The following is a 19,530-nucleotide window of genomic DNA, read 5'->3' on the forward strand; positions in this document are numbered from 1 at the left end:
ATCACGATGCAGAACGGCGCAATGAAAGCCTGGCTGGACTCTTCTTACCTCTCTGGTGCCAACCAGAGCTGGATAGAACAGCTCTATGAAGACTTCTTAACCGATCCTGACTCAGTGGACGCAAACTGGCGTTCCATGTTCCAGCAGTTGCCTGGTACAGGGGTCAAACCGGATCAATTCCATTCCAAAACACGTGATTATTTCCGTCGTCTGGCGAAGGATGCCTCACGTTACTCTTCTGCGATTTCCGACCCTGACACCAATGCGAAGCAGGTTAAAGTCCTGCAGCTTATCAACGCTTATCGCTTCCGTGGTCACCAGCATGCGAATCTCGATCCGCTGGGACTGTGGAAACAAGATCGTGTGGCCGATCTCGATCCGGCGTATCACGATCTGACCGAGGCCGATTTCCAGGAAAGCTTTAACGTAGGTTCCTTTGCCATCGGCAAAGACACGATGAAGCTGGGCGATCTGATTGACGCGCTCAAGCAAACCTACTGCGGCTCCATCGGCGCGGAATACATGCACATTACCTCTACCGAAGAGAAGCGCTGGATCCAGCAGCGCATCGAATCCGTGGCGGGCCACGCGACCTTCTCGGCTGACGAGAAAAAACGCTTCCTCAGCGAACTGACCGCAGCGGAAGGCCTTGAGCGCTATCTGGGTGCGAAGTTCCCGGGCGCGAAACGCTTCTCGCTGGAAGGCGGTGACGCCCTGGTGCCGATGCTGAAAGAGCTGATTCGTCACGCAGGCAAGAGCGGCACCCGTGAAGTGGTGCTGGGCATGGCACACCGTGGTCGTCTGAACGTACTGGTCAACGTGCTGGGTAAAAAACCGCAGGACCTGTTCGACGAATTCGCGGGCAAACATAAAGAGCACCTCGGCACTGGCGACGTGAAGTACCACATGGGCTTCTCGTCTGATATCGAAACCGAAGGCGGTCTGGTTCACCTGGCGCTGGCGTTTAACCCGTCACACCTGGAAATCGTCAGCCCGGTGGTTATCGGTTCCGTGCGCGCGCGTCTGGATCGTCTGGACGAGCCAAGCAGCAATAAAGTTCTGCCAATCACCATCCACGGTGATGCGGCGGTCACAGGGCAGGGCGTGGTGCAGGAAACCCTGAACATGTCCAAAGCGCGTGGTTATGAAGTGGGCGGTACCGTTCGCATCGTAATCAACAACCAGGTGGGCTTCACCACCTCTAACCCGCTGGACGCGCGTTCTACCCCGTACTGCACCGACATCGGTAAGATGGTGCAGGCGCCGATCTTCCACGTTAACGCGGATGACCCGGAAGCCGTGGCTTTCGTTACCCGTCTGGCGCTGGACTTCCGTAACACCTTCAAACGCGATGTGTTCATTGACCTCTTCTGCTACCGCCGTCACGGCCACAACGAAGCGGATGAGCCAAGTGCAACCCAGCCGCTGATGTACCAGAAAATCAAAAAACACCCGACCCCGCGCAAAATCTATGCTGACAAGCTGGAGAGCGACAAAGTGGCGACGCTGGAAGATGCGACCGAAATGGTCAACCTTTACCGCGACGCACTGGATGCGGGTGAGTGCGTAGTGAAAGAGCTGCGCCCGATGAACATGCACTCCTTTACCTGGTCGCCGTACCTCAACCACGAGTGGGATGAGAGCTACCCGAACAAGGTGGAGATGAAGCGCCTGCAGGAGCTGGCTAAACGCATCAGCACCGTGCCGGACGCTATCGAAATGCAATCTCGCGTAGCGAAAATTTATGCTGACCGTCAGGCCATGGCGGCAGGCGAGAAGCTGTTCGACTGGGGCGGCGCGGAAACGCTGGCTTACGCGACGCTGGTTGACGAAGGCATTCCTGTGCGTCTGTCCGGTGAAGATGCGGGCCGTGGAACCTTCTTCCACCGTCACGCGGTCGTTCACAACCAGTCTAACGGTTCAACCTACACCCCGCTGCAGCACGTGCACAACGGTCAGGGCCAGTTCAAGGTCTGGGACTCCGTGCTGTCTGAAGAAGCGGTACTGGCTTTCGAGTACGGTTACGCCACGGCAGAACCGCGCACCCTGACCATCTGGGAAGCGCAGTTCGGCGACTTCGCCAACGGTGCGCAGGTGGTTATCGACCAGTTCATCTCCTCCGGCGAGCAGAAATGGGGCCGTATGTGTGGCCTGGTGATGCTGCTGCCGCACGGCTATGAAGGCCAGGGTCCGGAGCACTCCTCCGCGCGTCTGGAACGTTATCTGCAGCTCTGCGCTGAGCAGAACATGCAGGTTTGCGTACCGTCCACCCCGGCTCAGGTTTACCACATGCTGCGTCGTCAGGCGCTGCGCGGTATGCGTCGTCCGCTGGTGGTCATGTCGCCGAAATCCCTGCTGCGTCACCCGCTGGCGGTGTCCAGCCTGGAAGAGCTGGCCAACGGTACCTTCCTGCCAGCCATCGGTGAAATTGACGAGCTGGATCCGCAGGCCGTGAAGCGTGTGGTGATGTGTTCTGGTAAGGTTTATTACGACCTGCTGGAACAGCGCCGTAAGAACGATCAGAAAGATGTCGCCATCGTGCGTATCGAACAGCTTTATCCGTTCCCGCACCAGGCGGTGCAGGAAGCGCTGAAACCGTACGCTCACGTTCATGATTTTGTCTGGTGTCAGGAAGAGCCGCTCAACCAGGGCGCATGGTACTGCAGCCAGCATCATTTCCGTGAAGTGATTCCATTTGGGTCAGCCCTGCGCTATGCAGGTCGCCCGGCCTCCGCCTCTCCGGCGGTAGGGTATATGTCCGTTCACCAGAAGCAGCAACAAGATCTGGTCAATGACGCGCTGAACGTCGATTAATTAAAGGATACATAATGAGTAGCGTAGATATTCTTGTTCCCGACCTGCCTGAATCTGTAGCAGATGCGACCGTCGCTACCTGGCACAAAAAACCAGGCGATGCCGTTAAGCGCGATGAAGTGCTGGTAGAAATCGAAACTGACAAAGTGGTACTGGAAGTACCGGCTTCGGCGGATGGCGTTCTGGACGCGGTGCTGGAAGATGAAGGTACCACCGTGACTTCTCGTCAGATCCTGGGTCGCCTGCGTGAAGGCAACAGCGCGGGCAAAGAGTCCAGCGCGAAATCTGAAGAGAAAGCGTCTACGCCAGCGCAGCGCCAGCAGGCCTCTCTGGAAGAGCAGTCTAACGACGCCCTCAGCCCGGCGATCCGTCGCCTGCTGGCGGAACACAGCCTTGACCCGGCAGCCATTAAAGGCACCGGTGTGGGCGGTCGTCTGACCCGCGAAGACATCGACAAGCATCTGGCGAAAGCGCCAGCTCAGGCAGAAGCGAAAGCCCCTGCGGCAGCACCGGCAGCACAGCCTGCGCTGGGCGCACGCTGCGAAAAACGCGTGCCAATGACCCGCCTGCGTAAGCGCGTGGCCGAGCGTCTGCTGGAAGCGAAAAACTCTACCGCGATGCTGACCACCTTCAACGAAGTGAACATGAAGCCAATCATGGACCTGCGTAAGCAGTACGGTGACGCGTTTGAAAAACGTCACGGTATCCGTCTGGGCTTTATGTCCTTCTACGTGAAGGCGGTGGTTGAAGCGCTGAAACGCTACCCGGAAGTGAACGCGTCCATCGATGGCGATGACGTGGTTTACCACAACTACTTCGACGTCAGCATGGCGGTTTCGACCCCACGTGGCCTGGTGACCCCGGTTCTGCGTGATGTGGATACCCTGGGTATGGCTGACATCGAGAAAAACATTAAAGAGCTGGCTGTGAAAGGCCGCGACGGCAAGCTGACCGTAGACGACCTGACCGGCGGTAACTTCACCATTACCAACGGCGGCGTATTCGGCTCGCTGATGTCTACCCCGATCATTAACCCGCCGCAGAGCGCGATCCTGGGTATGCATGCCATTAAAGATCGTCCTATGGCGGTAGACGGTAAAGTTGAGATCCTGCCGATGATGTACCTGGCGCTCTCTTATGACCACCGCCTGATCGACGGCCGCGAGTCCGTGGGCTTCCTGGTTGCCATTAAAGAGCTGCTGGAAGATCCAACGCGTCTGCTGCTGGACGTCTAGTCACGATTTAGCATCACCTGCCCCGTGGACCGGCACACGCTGCGCCGGTCTACAGGTTTGAAGATAACGATTACCCTGAAGGATGGATAGAACACATGAACTTACATGAATATCAGGCCAAACAGCTGTTTGCCCGGTATGGCTTACCGGCTCCGGTGGGTTATGCCTGTACTACCCCGCGTGAAGCAGAAGAAGCCGCATCTAAAATCGGTTCCGGCCCGTGGGTAGTTAAGTGTCAGGTTCACGCTGGTGGCCGTGGTAAAGCGGGCGGTGTGAAGGTTGTTAAGAGCAAAGAAGAGATTCGTGCGTTTGCTGAACATTGGCTCGGTAAGCGTCTGGTAACGTACCAGACAGATGCGAACGGCCAGCCGGTTAACCAGATCCTGGTGGAAGCGGCGACCGATATCGCGAAAGAACTTTATCTGGGCGCGGTGGTTGACCGTAGCTCCCGTCGCGTGGTGTTCATGGCGTCTACCGAAGGCGGCGTGGAAATCGAAAAAGTGGCGGAAGAAACCCCACACCTGATCCACAAAGTGGCTATCGATCCGCTGGCAGGCCCAATGCCTTACCAGGGTCGCGAGCTGGCGTTCAAGCTGGGTCTGGAAGGCAAACTGGTTCAGCAGTTCACCAAGATCTTCATGGGTCTGGCGACCATCTTCCTGGAGCGCGATCTGGCGCTGATCGAGATCAACCCGCTGGTGATCACGACCCAGGGCGATCTGATCTGCCTCGACGGCAAGCTGGGCGCTGATGGCAACGCGCTGTTCCGCCAGCCGGATCTGCGCGAAATGCGCGACCAGTCTCAGGAAGACCCGCGTGAAGCGCAGGCGGCACAGTGGGAACTGAACTACGTGGCGCTGGACGGTAACATCGGCTGTATGGTTAACGGTGCGGGCCTGGCGATGGGCACCATGGACATCGTTAAGCTGCACGGCGGTGAGCCAGCAAACTTCCTCGACGTGGGCGGTGGCGCAACCAAAGAGCGCGTAACCGAAGCGTTCAAAATCATTCTCTCCGACGACAACGTGAAGGCCGTTCTGGTTAACATCTTCGGCGGTATCGTCCGTTGTGACCTGATCGCCGACGGTATCATCGGCGCAGTAGAAGAAGTAGGTGTTAACGTTCCGGTGGTTGTGCGTCTGGAAGGTAACAACGCTGAACTCGGCGCGAAAAAACTGGCTGACAGCGGCCTGAATATTATTGCAGCGAAAAGTCTGACGGATGCAGCTCAGCAGGTTGTTGCCGCAGTGGAGGGGAAATAATGTCAGTTTTAATTAATAAAGATACCAAGGTTATCTGCCAGGGCTTCACCGGTAGCCAGGGGACTTTCCACTCCGAACAGGCGATTGCCTACGGCACGCAGATGGTTGGCGGCGTAACGCCAGGTAAAGGTGGCACCACCCACCTGGGCCTGCCGGTGTTCAACACCGTGCGTGAAGCCGTAGAAGCGACGGGCGCAACCGCGACCGTGATCTACGTTCCGGCGCCGTTCTGCAAAGACTCTATTCTGGAAGCGATCGACGCAGGCATCAAACTGATCATCACCATCACTGAAGGCATCCCGACGCTGGATATGCTGACCGTGAAGGTGAAGCTGGATGAAGCTGGCGTGCGCATGATCGGCCCGAACTGCCCAGGCGTTATCACCCCGGGCGAATGCAAAATCGGCATCATGCCGGGCCACATTCACAAGCCGGGTAAAGTGGGCATCGTGTCCCGTTCCGGTACCCTGACCTATGAAGCGGTTAAGCAGACCACCGACTACGGCTTCGGCCAGTCCACCTGCGTGGGCATCGGCGGTGACCCAATCCCGGGTTCTAACTTCATCGACATCCTGAAACTGTTCCAGGAAGATCCACAGACCGAAGCGATCGTGATGATCGGTGAGATCGGTGGTAGCGCGGAAGAAGAAGCGGCTGCTTACATCAAAGAACACGTGACCAAGCCAGTAGTGGGTTACATCGCGGGTGTGACCGCGCCGAAAGGCAAGCGTATGGGTCACGCTGGCGCGATCATCGCAGGTGGTAAGGGTACGGCTGATGAGAAATTCGCAGCGCTGGAAGCCGCAGGCGTGAAGACCGTTCGCAGCCTGGCGGATATCGGCGAAGCACTGAAATCCATCATTAAGTAAGTCCTCTCTGCTCCCCGAAAGGGGGGCGTTGCAGTATAAAAATGTCCGTTTCGACATGGTTGGCCGCTGTAAAGCGGCCTTTTTTATTGCCTGCCGGGTGTCATGCAATAGTCACAAAGTGGTGTTAATTACAGAGGATGCAAAAGTAAAATAATTGTTATTTATTTGCCTTTAAGAGGGCAGATGGAAAAAAATGAAAAACGCACTAAAATTTATGTCCTGAATAAATCAGTCATTAAGCGCTACTGAGTTAATAAAAATCACTTCTGTTTATATTCATCATTCGATTCGATAACCTTAATTGTATTTCATATACATATCTTTAACATGGTTTTTACCATGTTCACCACATCAAAACACAATTAACATAACGGATTGTTTTTGATTTAAATCAATGTTTAATCCTTGGAAAAAGGTGCTGAAAAGCGCTAAATTGTCCCCGATCAAAATGGCCGAAAAGTGGTAATTTTGCTATAAATTGATCACCGTCGAAAAACGTAAATGTGACTCTATAAAAACCTGTTTATTGTAAGGGTTTTGCAGCGTATTATATTTGCGGGATCAATTTGAGTTTTTTATTAACGTATTTGTAACCTCACGTCATCGTTTTTATCCTCCCTCAGGGTAATAACGACGACAAGGATGCGAATAATTTTTATTGGGGCATGCGTGTGGATCGCTTTGATGGGGTTCACTCTCGGAGTCTTCATGCGATGAGCAAGGAGTCATAATGTTAGATATAGTCGAACTGTCGCGCTTACAGTTTGCCTTGACCGCGATGTACCACTTCCTGTTTGTGCCACTGACGCTCGGTATGGCGTTCCTGCTGGCCATCATGGAAACGGTATACGTTCTCTCCGGCAAACAGATTTATAAAGATATGACCAAGTTCTGGGGCAAGTTGTTTGGTATCAACTTCGCACTGGGCGTGGCAACCGGTCTGACCATGGAGTTCCAGTTCGGGACTAACTGGTCTTACTATTCCCACTATGTCGGGGATATCTTCGGTGCGCCGCTGGCCATTGAAGGTCTGATGGCATTCTTCCTCGAATCCACCTTTGTAGGTCTGTTCTTCTTCGGTTGGGACCGTCTGGGTAAAGTCCAGCATATGGCGGTGACCTGGCTGGTGGCATTAGGTTCGAACCTGTCCGCGCTGTGGATCCTGGTCGCGAACGGTTGGATGCAGAACCCTATCGCGTCTGATTTCAACTTCGAAACCATGCGTATGGAGATGGTCAGCTTTGCCGAGCTGGTCCTGAACCCGGTTGCTCAGGTTAAATTCGTTCACACCGTCGCTTCTGGCTATGTGTGCGGCGCGATGTTTGTACTGGGCATCAGTTCTTACTATATGCTGCGCGGTCGTGACTTCGCGTTTGCTAAGCGCTCCTTTGCTATCGCTGCAAGCTTCGGTATGGCTGCCATCCTCTCCGTTATCGTTCTGGGTGATGAATCCGGTTACGAAATGGGTGACGTGCAGAAAACCAAACTGGCCGCCATCGAAGCCGAATGGGAAACCCAGCCGGCGCCTGCTGCCTTTACGCTGTTCGGTATTCCGGATCAGGACGCGCAGGAAAACCGCTTCGCCATTCAAATCCCTTACGCGCTGGGTATCATCGCCACCCGTTCTGTTGATAAGCAGGTGACGGGTCTGAAAGAGCTGATGGTGCAGCACGAAGAACGTATCCGTAACGGTATGAAAGCCTACTCGCTGCTGGAACAGCTGCGTGCCGGTTCTACCGACCAGGCCGTTCGCGACCAGTTTAACGATGTGAAGAAAGATCTGGGTTACGGTCTGCTGCTGAAGCGTTATACCCCGAACGTGTCTGATGCGACGGAAGCGCAAATCCAGATGGCAACCAAAGACTCGATTCCACGCGTTGCGCCACTGTACTTCGCATTCCGTATCATGGTGGGCTGCGGCATCATCATGCTGCTGATCATTGCGGCGTCCTTCTGGTCCGTGATTCGCAACCGTATCGGCGAGAAAAAATGGCTGCTGCGCACTGCGCTGTACGGTATTCCACTGCCGTGGATCGCAATTGAATCCGGCTGGTTTGTGGCGGAGTATGGCCGTCAGCCATGGGCGATCGGTGAGGTGCTGCCAACGGCGGTAGCGAACTCGTCCCTGACCGCAGGCGACCTGATCTTCTCCATGCTGCTGATTTGTGGTCTGTACACCCTGTTCCTGGTGGCTGAACTGTTCCTGATGTTCAAGTTCGCGCGCCTTGGCCCAAGCAGCCTGAAAACCGGTCGCTATCACTACGAGCAGTCCACTGCGACTACTCAGCCGGCACGCTAAGACAGGAGTCATCAAATGATCGATTATGAAGTATTGCGTTTTATCTGGTGGCTGCTGGTTGGCGTTCTGCTGATCGGTTTCGCCGTCACGGATGGTTTCGACATGGGGGTGGGGATGCTCACCCGTTTCCTCGGTCGTAATGACACCGAGCGTCGAATCATGATCAACTCCATCGCCCCGCACTGGGACGGTAACCAGGTGTGGCTGATCACCGCAGGCGGCGCGCTGTTCGCTGCCTGGCCGATGGTCTACGCGGCTGCGTTCTCCGGTTTCTATGTGGCGATGATTCTGGTGCTGGCCTCTTTATTCTTCCGTCCGGTCGGTTTCGACTACCGTTCCAAGATTGAAGATACCCGCTGGCGTAACATGTGGGACTGGGGCATCTTCATCGGTAGCTTCGTTCCACCGCTGGTGATTGGCGTGGCGTTCGGTAACCTGCTGCAGGGCGTGCCGTTCCACCTGGACGAATACATGCGTCTTTACTACACCGGTAACTTCTTCCAGCTGCTGAATCCGTTTGGTCTGCTGGCCGGTGTTGTGAGCGTGGCGATGATCATCACTCAGGGCGCAACCTATCTGCAGATGCGTACCGTGGGTGAGCTGCATCTGCGTTCTCGCGCGACGGCTCAGGTTGCTGCGCTGGTTACGCTGGTCTGCTTCGCGCTGGCCGGTGTGTGGGTGGTGTACGGTATTGATGGCTACGTGGTGACGTCTGCGATCAACCACACCGCACCGTCTAACCCGCTGACCAAAGAAGTGGCGCGTCAGGCGGGGGCATGGCTGGTGAACTTCAACAATACCCCTGTGCTGTGGGCGATCCCGGCGCTGGGCGTGCTGCTGCCGCTGCTGACCGTGCTGACGTCTCGTCTGGAAAAAGGCGCGCTGGCGTTCGTGTTCTCTTCACTGACCCTGGCATGCATTATCCTGACGGCGGGTATTGCGATGTTCCCATTCGTCATGCCATCCAGCACCATGCTGAATGCTAGCCTGACCATGTGGGATGCAACGTCCAGCCATATGACGCTGAACCTGATGACGTATGTTGCTTGCGTGTTCGTTCCGATCGTTCTGGCCTACACCATCTGGTGTTACTGGAAAATGTTCGGTCGTATCACGAAAGAACATATCGAAAGCAACACCCACTCTATGTACTAAGTAAGGAGCTGAATATGTGGTATTTCGCATGGATTTTAGGGACGCTTCTTGCCTGTGCATTTGGTGTCATCACTGCCCTGGCGCTTGAGCATGTAGAAGCGACCAAAGCGGGTGAAGAAAAACACTGATGAATATTATCGCGAAACTTTACGCGGTAATGGACAAGCGCCCGTTACGGGCGCTTTCTTTAGTGATGGCATTACTGCTGGCAGGTTGTATCTTCTGGGACCCTTCGCGCTTTGCAGCGAAAACCAGCGAGCTTGAAATCTGGCACGGCTTCCTCATTATGTGGGCGGTGTGCGCAGGTGTGATCCACGGCGTAGGCTTTCGTCCGAAAGCCGTTCACTGGCAGGGAATTTTCTGCCCGTTGATTGCCGATCTGGTGCTTCTCGCCGGTTTGATTTTCTTCTTCTTCTGAATAAGAAATGTCCGTTAACGTTATGGGCTTACCCGAGCCCATAAAAATTTACTCTCCGTTTACTTTCCCCCATTCCAAACCATCTTTCCCGCGCGTATAGTAGCGAAGTTTAAAAGCTCTAACTTTTGTTGCATTACTGGGATGTAAAGTGAATACAACGCTGTTTCGATGGCCGGTTCGTGTCTATTACGAAGATACCGATGCCGGTGGTGTGGTTTACCACGCCAGCTACGTTGCTTTTTATGAACGGGCACGCACAGAGATGCTGCGCCATCATCACTTTAGTCAACAGGTGCTGTTGGCTGAGCGAGTTGCCTTTGTGGTACGCAAGATGACGCTTGAGTATTTTGCGCCTGCCAGACTCGACGATATGCTCGAAGTCCAAACTGAAATTACATCAATGCGCGGAACCTCACTGGTTTTCACGCAGCGGATAGTCAACGCAGAGAACACCGTACTGAACTCAGCTGAAGTACTGATTGTTTGTGTTGATCCAACCATAATGAAGCCTCGTGCGCTTCCTAAGTCTATTGTCGCGGAGTTTAAGCAGTGACTGACATGAATATCCTTGATTTGTTCCTGAAGGCAAGCCTTCTGGTTAAACTTATCATGTTGATTTTGATTGGTTTTTCAATCGCATCCTGGGCCATCATCATCCAGAGAACGCGTATCCTCAATGCCGCTGGCCGTGAAGCAGAAGCGTTCGAAGATAAGTTCTGGTCGGGCATTGAGCTTTCTCGTCTGTATCAGGAGAGCCAGGGGCGCCGTGAAAACCTGACCGGCTCCGAGCAAATTTTCTATAGCGGTTTCAAAGAGTTCGCCCGTCTGCATCGTGCAAACAATCATGCGCCGGAAGCGGTGGTGGAAGGTGCCTCGCGTGCGATGCGCATCTCGATGAACCGCGAGCTGGAAAACCTTGAAACGCATATTCCTTTCCTCGGTACTGTCGGTTCCATCAGCCCGTATATCGGTCTGTTTGGTACCGTGTGGGGGATCATGCACGCCTTTATCGCGCTGGGCGCGGTGAAGCAGGCGACGTTGCAGATGGTTGCACCGGGTATCGCTGAAGCACTGATTGCGACCGCTATCGGTCTGTTTGCGGCAATTCCTGCGGTTATGGCCTATAACCGTCTGAACCAGCGCGTGAACAAACTGGAACTGAACTACGACAACTTTATGGAAGAGTTCACTGCGATTCTGCACCGTCAGGCGTTTACCAGCACCGAGAGCAACAAGGGGTAAACCATGGCCAGATCGCGTGGACGAGGTCGTCGCGAGCTCAAGTCCGAAATCAATATCGTTCCACTGCTGGACGTCCTGTTGGTTCTGCTGCTGATCTTCATGGCAACAGCGCCAATCATTACCCAGAGCGTGGAAGTGGATCTGCCGGATGCGACAGAATCACAGGCGGTGAGCACCAATGACGATCCTCCGGTTATCATTGAGGTTTCCGGCGTAGGGCAATACAGCGTCGTGGTAGAGAAAGATCGTATGGATCAACTGCCACCTGAGCAGGTTATTGCCGAAGCGCAGCGTCGCCTGGAGTCAAATCCGAAAACGGTCTTCTTAATCGGTGGCGCGAAAGACGTACCCTACGATGAAATTATTAAAGCGCTGAACTTGCTACATAGTGCGGGTGTTAAGTCAGTTGGCTTAATGACCCAACCTATTTGATCATCCGCGTAGTTTTTGGGAACCGATAGTGTCAAAGGCAACCGAACAGAACGACAAGCTTAAGCGAGCGATAATCGTCTCCGCAGTGCTGCACGTTATTCTTTTTGCAGCGCTGATCTGGAGTTCGTTCGACGAGCATATTGATGCATCAGCCGGCGGCGGTGGAGGGTCTTCCATTGACGCCGTGATGGTGGATCCCGGTGCGGTAGTACAGAACTATAATCGCCAACAACAGCAGAAGGCGAGTGCAAAACGGGCTGAAGAGCAGCGTGAAAAACAGGCGCAACAGCAAGCGGAAGAACTGCGTGAAAAGCAGGCCGCAGAGCAGGAGCGTCTGAAGCAGCTTGAGAAAGAACGTTTGCAGGCGCAGGAAGCCGCGAAAGCGCAGGCAGAACAGCAGAAACAAGCCGAAGAGGCCGCGAAAAAAGCACAGGAACAGCAAAAGCAGGCGGAAGAGGCGGCAGCAAAAGCCGCAGCGGACGCGAAAGCACAGGCTGATGCCCAGGCGAAATTAGCGGCAGAAGCGGCGAAGAAAGCGGCTGCTGATGCCCAGAAGAAAGCGGAAGCCGAAGCCGCGAAGAAAGCCGCCGCTGATGCTCAGAAGAAAGCGGAAGCCGAAGCCGCTAAGAAAGCCGCAGCTGATGCTCAGAAGAAAGCAGAAGCGGAAGCCGCGAAGAAGGCCGCTCAGGAAGCAGAGAAGAAAGCTGCTGCCGAGGCCGCGAAGAAAGCGGCTGCTGCCGAGAAAGCTGCAGCAGAAAAAGCCGCGGCAGAAAAAGCGGCAGCCGCCGAAAAAGCCGCTGCTGACAAAAAAGCTGCAGCTGAGAAGGCCGCTGCCGATAAGAAAGCAGCAGCTGAAAAAGCGGCTGCTAAAAAGGCTGCCGCCGCTGAAAAAGCCGCTGCCGCCGCAGGGGTTGACGATCTGCTGGGCGATTTGAGCTCCGGTAAGAATGCGCCGAAAACGGGCGGTGGGGCGAAAGGAAGTGGTCAGCCGTCTAAAGATAGCGGTACTTCGGGTGCCAACGGCGGTGCTACGGGGGCAGATATCAGCGCTTACGCTAGGCAGATTCAGGTGGCTATTCAGAGTCGCCTGTTTGATGCGAGCCTTTATCAGGGCAAACAGTGCGTGCTGCATATCAACCTTGCGCCAGATGGCCGATTGAAAAATGTGACGTCTGAAGGGGGCGATCCTGCGCTTTGTCAGGCAGCATTGGCCGCAGCAAGATCGGCGAACATTCCTAAACCGCCTAGTGAGGCTGTTTATGAAAAGATAAAAGATGCCAAACTGGACTTTAAGCTGTAATCGACTCTCCTTACGGAAGTATGAAAAACAGTCTATTGTCGTAACCGGGCTTTGTAGTTTTGTCTATTTGAGTTTGTTAACATTCTGCTAAATTATCGTGGGTAAGGTTACCCGGATAAGGGAGATATGATGAAGCAGGCATTACGTGTAGCATTTAGTTTTTTAATGCTGTGGGCAGCAGTACTGCACGCAGAAGTACGTATCGAGATCACCCAGGGGGTGGACTCGGCACGCCCAATCGGTGTTGTTCCGTTCCAGTGGGCCGGTCCTGGCGCTGCACCTGAAGATGCCGGTGGCATCGTGGCGGCTGACCTGCGTAACAGCGGTAAATTCAACCCGTTAGATCGTTCTCGTCTGCCTCAGCAGCCGGGTAGCGCGCAGGAAGTACAGCCTGCAGCATGGTCTGCACTGGGTATTGATGCCGTGGTTGTGGGTCAGGTTACCCCTAATCCAGACGGTTCATACAACGTGGCCTGGCAGCTGGTGGATACCGGCGGTGCACCAGGTACTGTTCTGGCCCAGAATTCTTACAAGGTCACTAAGCAGTACCTGCGCTACGCAGCACACGCTGCCAGCGATGCGGTATTTGAAAAACTGACCGGCATTAAAGGTGCGTTCCGTACCCGTATCGCGTACGTGGTGCAGACCAACGGCGGTCAATTCCCGTATGAGCTGCGCGTATCTGATTACGATGGCTACAACCAGTTCCTGGTGAAACGCTCTTCGCAGCCACTGATGTCTCCAGCCTGGTCTCCGGACGGTTCTAAGCTGGCGTATGTCACCTTCGAAAGCGGCCGTTCTGCGCTGGTTATCCAGACGCTGGCAAACGGTGCGGTTCGTCAGGTGGCGTCTTTCCCACGTCACAACGGTGCGCCTTCGTTCTCTCCAGACGGCTCTAAACTGGCGTTTGCGTTGTCTAAAACCGGTAGCCTGAACCTGTACGTGATGGACATTGGCTCTGGCCAGATCCGTCAGGTGACCGACGGTCGCAGCAACAACACCGAACCTTCATGGTTCCCGGACAGTCAAAACCTGGCGTTTACCTCTGACCAGGCCGGCCGTCCACAAATCTATAAAGTCAACATCAACGGCGGTGCTCCGCAGCGTATTACCTGGGAAGGTTCACAGAACCAGAACTCAGACGTGAGCAGCGACGGTAAATTTATGGTAATGGTCAGCTCTAACGGTGGGCAGCAGCACATTGCCAAACAAGATCTGGTAGCGGGTGGCGTTCAAGTTCTGTCGTCAACGTTCCTGGATGAAACGCCAAGTCTGGCACCTAACGGCACGATGGTAATCTACAGCTCTTCTCAGGGGATGGGATCTGTGCTGAATCTGGTTTCTACAGATGGGCGTTTCAAAGCGCGTATTCCGGCTACTGATGGACAGGTAAAATCACCTGCCTGGTCGCCGTATCTGTAAATAATAATTAATTGATTACTAAAGGAATCATAGAAATGCAACTGAACAAAGTGCTGAAGGGGCTGATGATCGCTCTGCCTGTAATGGCAATCGCAGCGTGTTCTTCTAACAAGAACGCCAGCAATGACCAGAGCGGCGAAGGCATGATGGGTGCCGGCACCGGTATGGACGCGAACGGCAATGGCAACATGTCTTCTGAAGAGCAGGCGCGTCTTCAGATGCAGCAGCTGCAGCAGAACAACATCGTTTACTTCGATCTGGATAAATACGACATCCGTTCTGACTTCGCTGCGATGCTGGATGCGCACGCTAACTTCCTGCGTAGCAACCCATCTTACAAAGTCACCGTAGAAGGTCACGCGGACGAACGTGGTACTCCAGAGTACAACATCTCCCTGGGTGAACGTCGTGCTAACGCTGTTAAAATGTACCTGCAGGGTAAAGGCGTTTCTGCTGACCAGATCTCCATCGTTTCTTACGGTAAAGAAAAACCTGCAGTACTGGGTCACGACGAAGCGGCTTACTCCAAAAACCGTCGTGCCGTACTGGTTTACTAAGAGAATTGCATGAGCAGTAACTTCAGACATCATCTGTTGAGTCTGTCGTTACTGGTTGGAATAGCGGCCCCCTGGGCCGCTTTTGCTCAGGCACCAATCAGTAGTGTCGGCTCAGGCTCGGTAGAAGACCGGGTCACTCAACTCGAGCGTATTTCTAACGCTCACAGCCAGCTTTTAACCCAACTCCAGCAACAACTTTCCGATAACCAGAATGATATTGACTCTCTCCGCGGTCAGATTCAGGAAAGCCAGTATCAGCTTAACCAGGTTGTGGAACGTCAGAAGCAAATCTTGTTGCAGATCGATAGCCTGAGCAGTGGTGGTGCAGCAGCACAGCCAGCCGCAGGCGATCAGAGCGGTGCGGCGACGTCTACGCCAGCGCCATCTGCTGATACGTCAGCCTCAACAGGCGCGCCTGTACAGAGCGGTGACGCGAATACGGACTACAATGCGGCCATTGCCCTGGTGCAGGATCAATCTCGTCAGGATGACGCGATTGCTGCGTTTCAGAGCTTTGTTAAGAAATACCCTGATTCCACTTATCAGCCAAATGCCAATTACTGGCTCGGTCAGTTGAATTACAACAAGGGTAAAAAGGACGATGCGGCGTTTTATTTTGCCTCAGTGGTGAAAAATTACCCAAAATCGCCGAAAGCGCCAGATGCAATGTATAAGGTTGGCGTGATCATGCAGGACAAAGGCGACACCGCGAAAGCCAAAGCGGTTTATCAGCAGGTGGTCGCAAAATTCCCGGGTACCGAAGGTGCTAAGCAGGCGCAAAAACGTCTGAATTCGATGGGATGATTATCGCATGACCAGAAATCGCGTTATTTCTGGTCGTGCAGCATGATTACTAAGCAGTTAAGTGATCTTCATCGAAATTTTTGTTGCGCAGAATTCTTAAATCAGTAATATATGCCGCCGTTGCCACGGGATATCAAACAACGTGAAAGCAGCATAAAAGTGGGTCGTTAGCTCAGTTGGTAGAGCAGTTGACTTTTAATCAATTGGTCGCAGGTTCGAATCCTGCACGACCCACCACTAAGTCAGGTGGAAGTAGTAGTAAAACGTGAAGGATAACGTTGCGTCAGCAACGGCCCGTAGGGCGAGGCGAAGCCGAGTCATCCTGCACGACCCACCACTTAACGCAGTTCCGGCAGTACAGAGTGGGTGATTAGCTCAGTTGGTAGAGCATCTCCTTTACACGGAGGGGGTCGGCGGTTCGAGCCCGTCATCACCCACCACTCGGGTCGTTAGCTCAGTTGGTAGAGCAGTTGACTTTTAATCAATTGGTCGCAGGTTCGAATCCTGCACGACCCACCACTTTAAAGTGGTACCGAGTAAAAATCTTCGAAGTCAGCACCCGAATGGGTCGTTAGCTCAGTTGGTAGAGCAGTTGACTTTTAATCAATTGGTCGCAGGTTCGAATCCTGCACGACCCACCACTTCGAAGAAAAAAATCCCGCAAGGGGTCGTTAGCTCAGTTGGTAGAGCAGTTGACTTTTAATCAATTGGTCGCAGGTTCGAATCCTGCACGACCCACCAGTGTAGAAAGGCGCCCTAAAGGCGCCTTTTTGCTATCTGCGGTACAACAAATGCTCCGCCCATCTATTCCCGGTGACTTTTCACGCCAGATTCGCTATCTTGTTTAGTATACAAAACACAATTGCCACGCGTTTTGCTATGTCAGGCAAATGAAAGGCAATATTGTTAAGCCCGTAAAACGAGAAGCCATAATGAGTGTGATGTTTGATCCTGAAGCCGCAATCTATCCGTTTCCGCCAAAGCCTGTCCCGCTGAGCCAGGACGAAAAGCAGTTCTACCGCGAGAAGATCAAACGTCTTCTTAAAGAGCGCGATGCAGTAATGGTGGCCCATTACTACACCGACCCGGAAATTCAGCAGCTGGCGGAAGAGACCGGCGGCTGCATTTCTGACTCACTGGAGATGGCGCGCTTCGGTGCACGACATCCCGCTTCCACGCTGCTGGTTGCCGGCGTGCGTTTTATGGGCGAGACGGCAAAGATTCTGAGCCCGGAAAAAACCATTCTGATGCCCACGCTTAACGCGGAGTGTTCCCTGGATCTGGGCTGTCCGATTGACGAATTCACGGCCTTCTGTGACGCTCATCCTGACCGGACCGTGGTGGTCTACGCTAACACCTCTGCGGCGGTAAAAGCGCGGGCTGACTGGGTGGTCACGTCGAGCATCGCCGTTGAGCTGATTGAACATCTGGACAGTCTGGGGGAGAAAATTATCTGGGCACCTGATCGTCATCTCGGCAATTATGTTCAGAAGCAGACGGGGGCTGACGTTCTTTGCTGGCAGGGTGCCTGCATTGTGCATGATGAATTCAAAACTCAGGCGCTGGCGCGCATGAAGGCGCTTTATCCTGACGCCGCCATTCTTGTTCACCCCGAGTCACCGCAGTCAATTGTCGACATGGCGGATGCCGTGGGCTCAACCAGCCAGCTTATCAACGCGGCCAGGACGTTGCCTCACAAGCAGCTCATTGTCGCGACCGATCGCGGTATCTTCTATAAGATGCAGCAGGCCGTGCCGGAGAAAGAGCTGCTTGAAGCACCAACGGCGGGCGAGGGCGCAACGTGTCGCAGCTGCGCGCATTGTCCCTGGATGGCGATGAACGGCTTGAAAGCAATTGCCGAAGGGTTAGAAACCGGTGGTGCGGCGCATGAAATCCACGTGGATGCCGCCCTGCGTGAAGGCGCGTTAATTCCGCTTAACCGCATGCTGGATTTTGCGGCTACACTACGTACTTAATTCAACTCGCCCCGGGGAAAAGATGGATTTTTTTAGCACACATAACATTCTGGTTCATATACCGATTGGTGCAGGTGGCTATGACCTGTCATGGATTGAGGCCGTTGGTACACTGGCGGGCTTATTGTGTATCTGGCTGGCAAGCCTGGAGAAGATCAGCAACTACGCGTTCGGGCTGATTAACGTCACGCTGTTTGCGATTATCTTCTTCCAGATCCAGCTGTACGCCAGCCTGCTTTTGCAGCTGTTCTTCTTTGCCGCCAATATTTACGGCTGGTATGCCTGGTCGCGTCAGAACAGCCAGCAGGAGGCCGAGTTGCAGATCCGCTGGCTGCCCCTGCCGAAAGCCATCGCCTGGTTCGTCGCCTGCGTGGTGGCCATTGGCTTAATGACCGTTTACATCAACCCGGTGTTTGCCTTCCTGACCCGCGTTGCCGTTTCGGTCATGTCCGGCATCGGCCTGAACGTGACGATGCCAGAACTCCAGCCGGATGCTTTCCCGTTCTGGGATTCCTGCATGATGGTGCTGTCGATTGCGGCAATGATTCTGATGACCCGTAAATACGTCGAGAACTGGCTGCTGTGGGTCATCATCAACGTGATCAGCGTGGCGATCTTCGCCCTGCAGGGCGTCTATGCCATGTCGCTGGAATATCTGCTGCTGACCTTCATCGCGCTGAACGGCAGCCGAATGTGGATTAACAGCGCGCGTGAGCGAGGCTCTCGCGCGCTTTCAAGCTAGTGGTCATGATGATGTGAATGACCGGACTGCGCCTCGTTAAGGTGGCAGTCCGGTCCGCTACAGGGCTGATACTCCATCTGGACGGTAGCGTGGCTAATGTCGTAGTGGTGCTCCAGGAAGTGCTGAATGCGATCGAGCAGCGCATCGTGGTCGTGAGGTGGGATCACCTGGACGTGCAGCGTCATGACCGGTTTCTCTCCCACCAGCCAGACGTGCACGTGATGGACATTACGGACTTCCGGGACAGTACGGCGCAGGTTACGCTTCAGCTCGTCGATGTCCAGGGATGCTGGCGCCCCTTCAAGCAGTTCGTTCACGCTCTCCTTCAGCAGCCGCCAGGCGCTACGCAAGACCAGACACGACACCAGTACGGACAGAATCGGATCGACAGGCGTCCAGCCGGTATAGAGGATCACCAGCGCGGCGACAATCGCCCCGACTGAACCGAGCAAATCCCCCAGCACATGCAGTGCCGCCGCGCGCACGTTGAGGTTCTTTTCCCCGCTCCCGCGGTGCAGGATCCAGAAGGCCAGAATATTCGCCAGCAACCCTGCCACGGCAATGACCATCATTGTCGCCCCGGCGATCGGCTGTGGATGTCGAAAGCGCTGTATGGCCTCCCAGACGATAAGCATGGTAATGACCACCAGCGCAATGGCGTTAACAAACGCGGCCAGGGTGGTCAGCCTCAGCCAGCCGAAGGTGTGGCGCGTATTCGGAGGACGACGCGCAAACTGCACGGCCAGCAGGGCGAAGAGCAGGGCGGCGGCATCGGTCAGCATATGTCCGGCATCGGCCAGAAGCGCCAGAGAGCCGGAAACCAGGCCGCCAATGACCTCGATAATCATAAACGTTGCCGTGACGCCAAAGGCCAGCATCAGCCGTTTAGCGTTGTCGTTGCCGGGTGCATGCGAGTGGGAATGGGAGTGCGCCATGTCTGCTTTCCTGAAGTGTTATTGTTTTTAGTGTAGCGTTTTTAATAGGTTACTCCAAAAAGAAAGGA

General features: G+C 54.4%; 18 protein-coding genes and 5 tRNA genes. 22 read left to right on the top strand and 1 reads right to left on the bottom strand.

Going from position 1 to position 19,530, the window contains the following annotated elements:
• The first annotated feature begins 6 nt into the window (after nucleotides 1-6).
• The 22 genes from sucA to pnuC all read left to right on the top strand — a co-directional run bounded on the left by sucA (nucleotide 7) and on the right by pnuC (nucleotide 18,527).
• Nucleotides 7-2,814, top strand: coding sequence for a 2-oxoglutarate dehydrogenase E1 component (gene sucA / locus F3J31_RS07210; RefSeq protein WP_008501092.1), 2,808 nt, complete (start codon nucleotides 7-9; stop codon nucleotides 2,812-2,814).
• Nucleotides 2,815-2,828: 14 nt separating this feature from the next.
• Nucleotides 2,829-4,049, top strand: coding sequence for a 2-oxoglutarate dehydrogenase complex dihydrolipoyllysine-residue succinyltransferase (gene odhB, locus F3J31_RS07215; RefSeq protein ID WP_167212215.1), 1,221 nt, complete (start codon nucleotides 2,829-2,831; stop codon nucleotides 4,047-4,049).
• Nucleotides 4,050-4,144: 95 nt separating this feature from the next.
• On the top strand, nucleotides 4,145-5,311 hold the full coding sequence (sucC, locus tag F3J31_RS07220; protein WP_006809579.1) for an ADP-forming succinate--CoA ligase subunit beta: 1,167 nt from the start codon (nucleotides 4,145-4,147) through the stop codon (nucleotides 5,309-5,311).
• Nucleotides 5,311-6,180 carry a succinate--CoA ligase subunit alpha gene (gene sucD / locus F3J31_RS07225; RefSeq protein WP_008501094.1) on the top strand — a complete coding sequence of 290 codons (870 nt, stop codon included), beginning with the start codon at nucleotides 5,311-5,313 and terminating at the stop codon, nucleotides 6,178-6,180. The genes sucC and sucD overlap by 1 nt, the downstream gene beginning before the upstream one ends.
• Before the next feature lie 730 nt (nucleotides 6,181-6,910).
• Entirely contained in the window at nucleotides 6,911-8,479 is a 1,569-nt protein-coding gene (gene cydA / locus F3J31_RS07230) for a cytochrome ubiquinol oxidase subunit I (RefSeq protein WP_008501098.1), read from the top strand.
• A gap of 15 nt (nucleotides 8,480-8,494) precedes the next feature.
• Entirely contained in the window at nucleotides 8,495-9,634 is a 1,140-nt protein-coding gene (cydB, locus tag F3J31_RS07235; RefSeq protein ID WP_048226125.1) for a cytochrome d ubiquinol oxidase subunit II, read from the top strand.
• A gap of 14 nt (nucleotides 9,635-9,648) precedes the next feature.
• Nucleotides 9,649-9,762 carry a cytochrome bd-I oxidase subunit CydX gene (cydX, locus tag F3J31_RS07240; RefSeq protein WP_003858598.1) on the top strand — a complete coding sequence of 38 codons (114 nt, stop codon included), beginning with the start codon at nucleotides 9,649-9,651 and terminating at the stop codon, nucleotides 9,760-9,762.
• Nucleotides 9,762-10,052, top strand: a complete 291-nt coding sequence (gene ybgE, locus F3J31_RS07245; RefSeq protein WP_008501100.1) for a cyd operon protein YbgE — start codon at nucleotides 9,762-9,764, stop codon at nucleotides 10,050-10,052. Before cydX ends, ybgE begins: the two co-directional genes overlap by 1 nt.
• A gap of 148 nt (nucleotides 10,053-10,200) precedes the next feature.
• Nucleotides 10,201-10,605: a tol-pal system-associated acyl-CoA thioesterase gene (gene ybgC / locus F3J31_RS07250; protein WP_003858593.1), complete on the top strand. Its 405-nt coding sequence runs from the start codon at nucleotides 10,201-10,203 to the stop codon at nucleotides 10,603-10,605.
• Complete coding sequence (gene tolQ, locus F3J31_RS07255) at nucleotides 10,602-11,294, top strand: Tol-Pal system protein TolQ (protein WP_008501101.1); 693 nt, start codon at nucleotides 10,602-10,604, stop codon at nucleotides 11,292-11,294. The genes ybgC and tolQ overlap by 4 nt, the downstream gene beginning before the upstream one ends.
• Before the next feature lie 3 nt (nucleotides 11,295-11,297).
• The gene (gene tolR, locus F3J31_RS07260; RefSeq protein WP_003858589.1) at nucleotides 11,298-11,726 is read left to right on the top strand and encodes a colicin uptake protein TolR; all 429 of its coding nucleotides are present in this window, start codon (nucleotides 11,298-11,300) and stop codon (nucleotides 11,724-11,726) included.
• A 28-nt stretch (nucleotides 11,727-11,754) separates the two neighbouring features.
• Nucleotides 11,755-13,026 (top strand): cell envelope integrity protein TolA, encoded by a 1,272-nt coding sequence (tolA, locus tag F3J31_RS07265; RefSeq protein ID WP_167212218.1) that lies wholly within the window; start codon nucleotides 11,755-11,757, stop codon nucleotides 13,024-13,026.
• A 129-nt stretch (nucleotides 13,027-13,155) separates the two neighbouring features.
• Nucleotides 13,156-14,448 carry a Tol-Pal system beta propeller repeat protein TolB gene (gene tolB, locus F3J31_RS07270; RefSeq protein ID WP_008501103.1) on the top strand — a complete coding sequence of 431 codons (1,293 nt, stop codon included), beginning with the start codon at nucleotides 13,156-13,158 and terminating at the stop codon, nucleotides 14,446-14,448.
• A gap of 35 nt (nucleotides 14,449-14,483) precedes the next feature.
• Nucleotides 14,484-15,005, top strand: a complete 522-nt coding sequence (gene pal / locus F3J31_RS07275) for a peptidoglycan-associated lipoprotein Pal (RefSeq protein ID WP_003858578.1) — start codon at nucleotides 14,484-14,486, stop codon at nucleotides 15,003-15,005.
• Between the two features lie 9 nt (nucleotides 15,006-15,014).
• Nucleotides 15,015-15,809 carry a cell division protein CpoB gene (cpoB, locus tag F3J31_RS07280; protein WP_025912850.1) on the top strand — a complete coding sequence of 265 codons (795 nt, stop codon included), beginning with the start codon at nucleotides 15,015-15,017 and terminating at the stop codon, nucleotides 15,807-15,809.
• Between the two features lie 161 nt (nucleotides 15,810-15,970).
• A tRNA-Lys gene (locus tag F3J31_RS07285) sits at nucleotides 15,971-16,046 on the top strand.
• A 127-nt stretch (nucleotides 16,047-16,173) separates the two neighbouring features.
• A tRNA-Val gene (locus F3J31_RS07290) sits at nucleotides 16,174-16,249 on the top strand.
• Between the two features lie 3 nt (nucleotides 16,250-16,252).
• Nucleotides 16,253-16,328, top strand: a tRNA-Lys gene (locus tag F3J31_RS07295).
• 46 nt (nucleotides 16,329-16,374) lie between these two features.
• A tRNA-Lys gene (locus tag F3J31_RS07300) sits at nucleotides 16,375-16,450 on the top strand.
• A gap of 24 nt (nucleotides 16,451-16,474) precedes the next feature.
• A tRNA-Lys gene (locus tag F3J31_RS07305) sits at nucleotides 16,475-16,550 on the top strand.
• A gap of 191 nt (nucleotides 16,551-16,741) precedes the next feature.
• Complete coding sequence (gene nadA / locus F3J31_RS07310) at nucleotides 16,742-17,785, top strand: quinolinate synthase NadA (protein WP_008501105.1); 1,044 nt, start codon at nucleotides 16,742-16,744, stop codon at nucleotides 17,783-17,785.
• 22 nt (nucleotides 17,786-17,807) lie between these two features.
• On the top strand, nucleotides 17,808-18,527 hold the full coding sequence (gene pnuC / locus F3J31_RS07315; protein ID WP_048026975.1) for a nicotinamide riboside transporter PnuC: 720 nt from the start codon (nucleotides 17,808-17,810) through the stop codon (nucleotides 18,525-18,527).
• On the opposite strand, the gene zitB is transcribed toward pnuC, so the two are convergent.
• Nucleotides 18,524-19,462, bottom strand: a complete 939-nt coding sequence (gene zitB / locus F3J31_RS07320; protein ID WP_167212221.1) for a CDF family zinc transporter ZitB — start codon at nucleotides 19,460-19,462, stop codon at nucleotides 18,524-18,526. The genes pnuC and zitB overlap by 4 nt on opposite strands.
• Nucleotides 19,463-19,530 lie beyond the last annotated feature (68 nt).

Origin of the sequence: Enterobacter sp. Acro-832, assembly GCF_011752745.1 — a bacterium.
Taxonomy (GTDB): Bacteria; Pseudomonadota; Gammaproteobacteria; order Enterobacterales; family Enterobacteriaceae; genus Enterobacter; species Enterobacter quasiroggenkampii.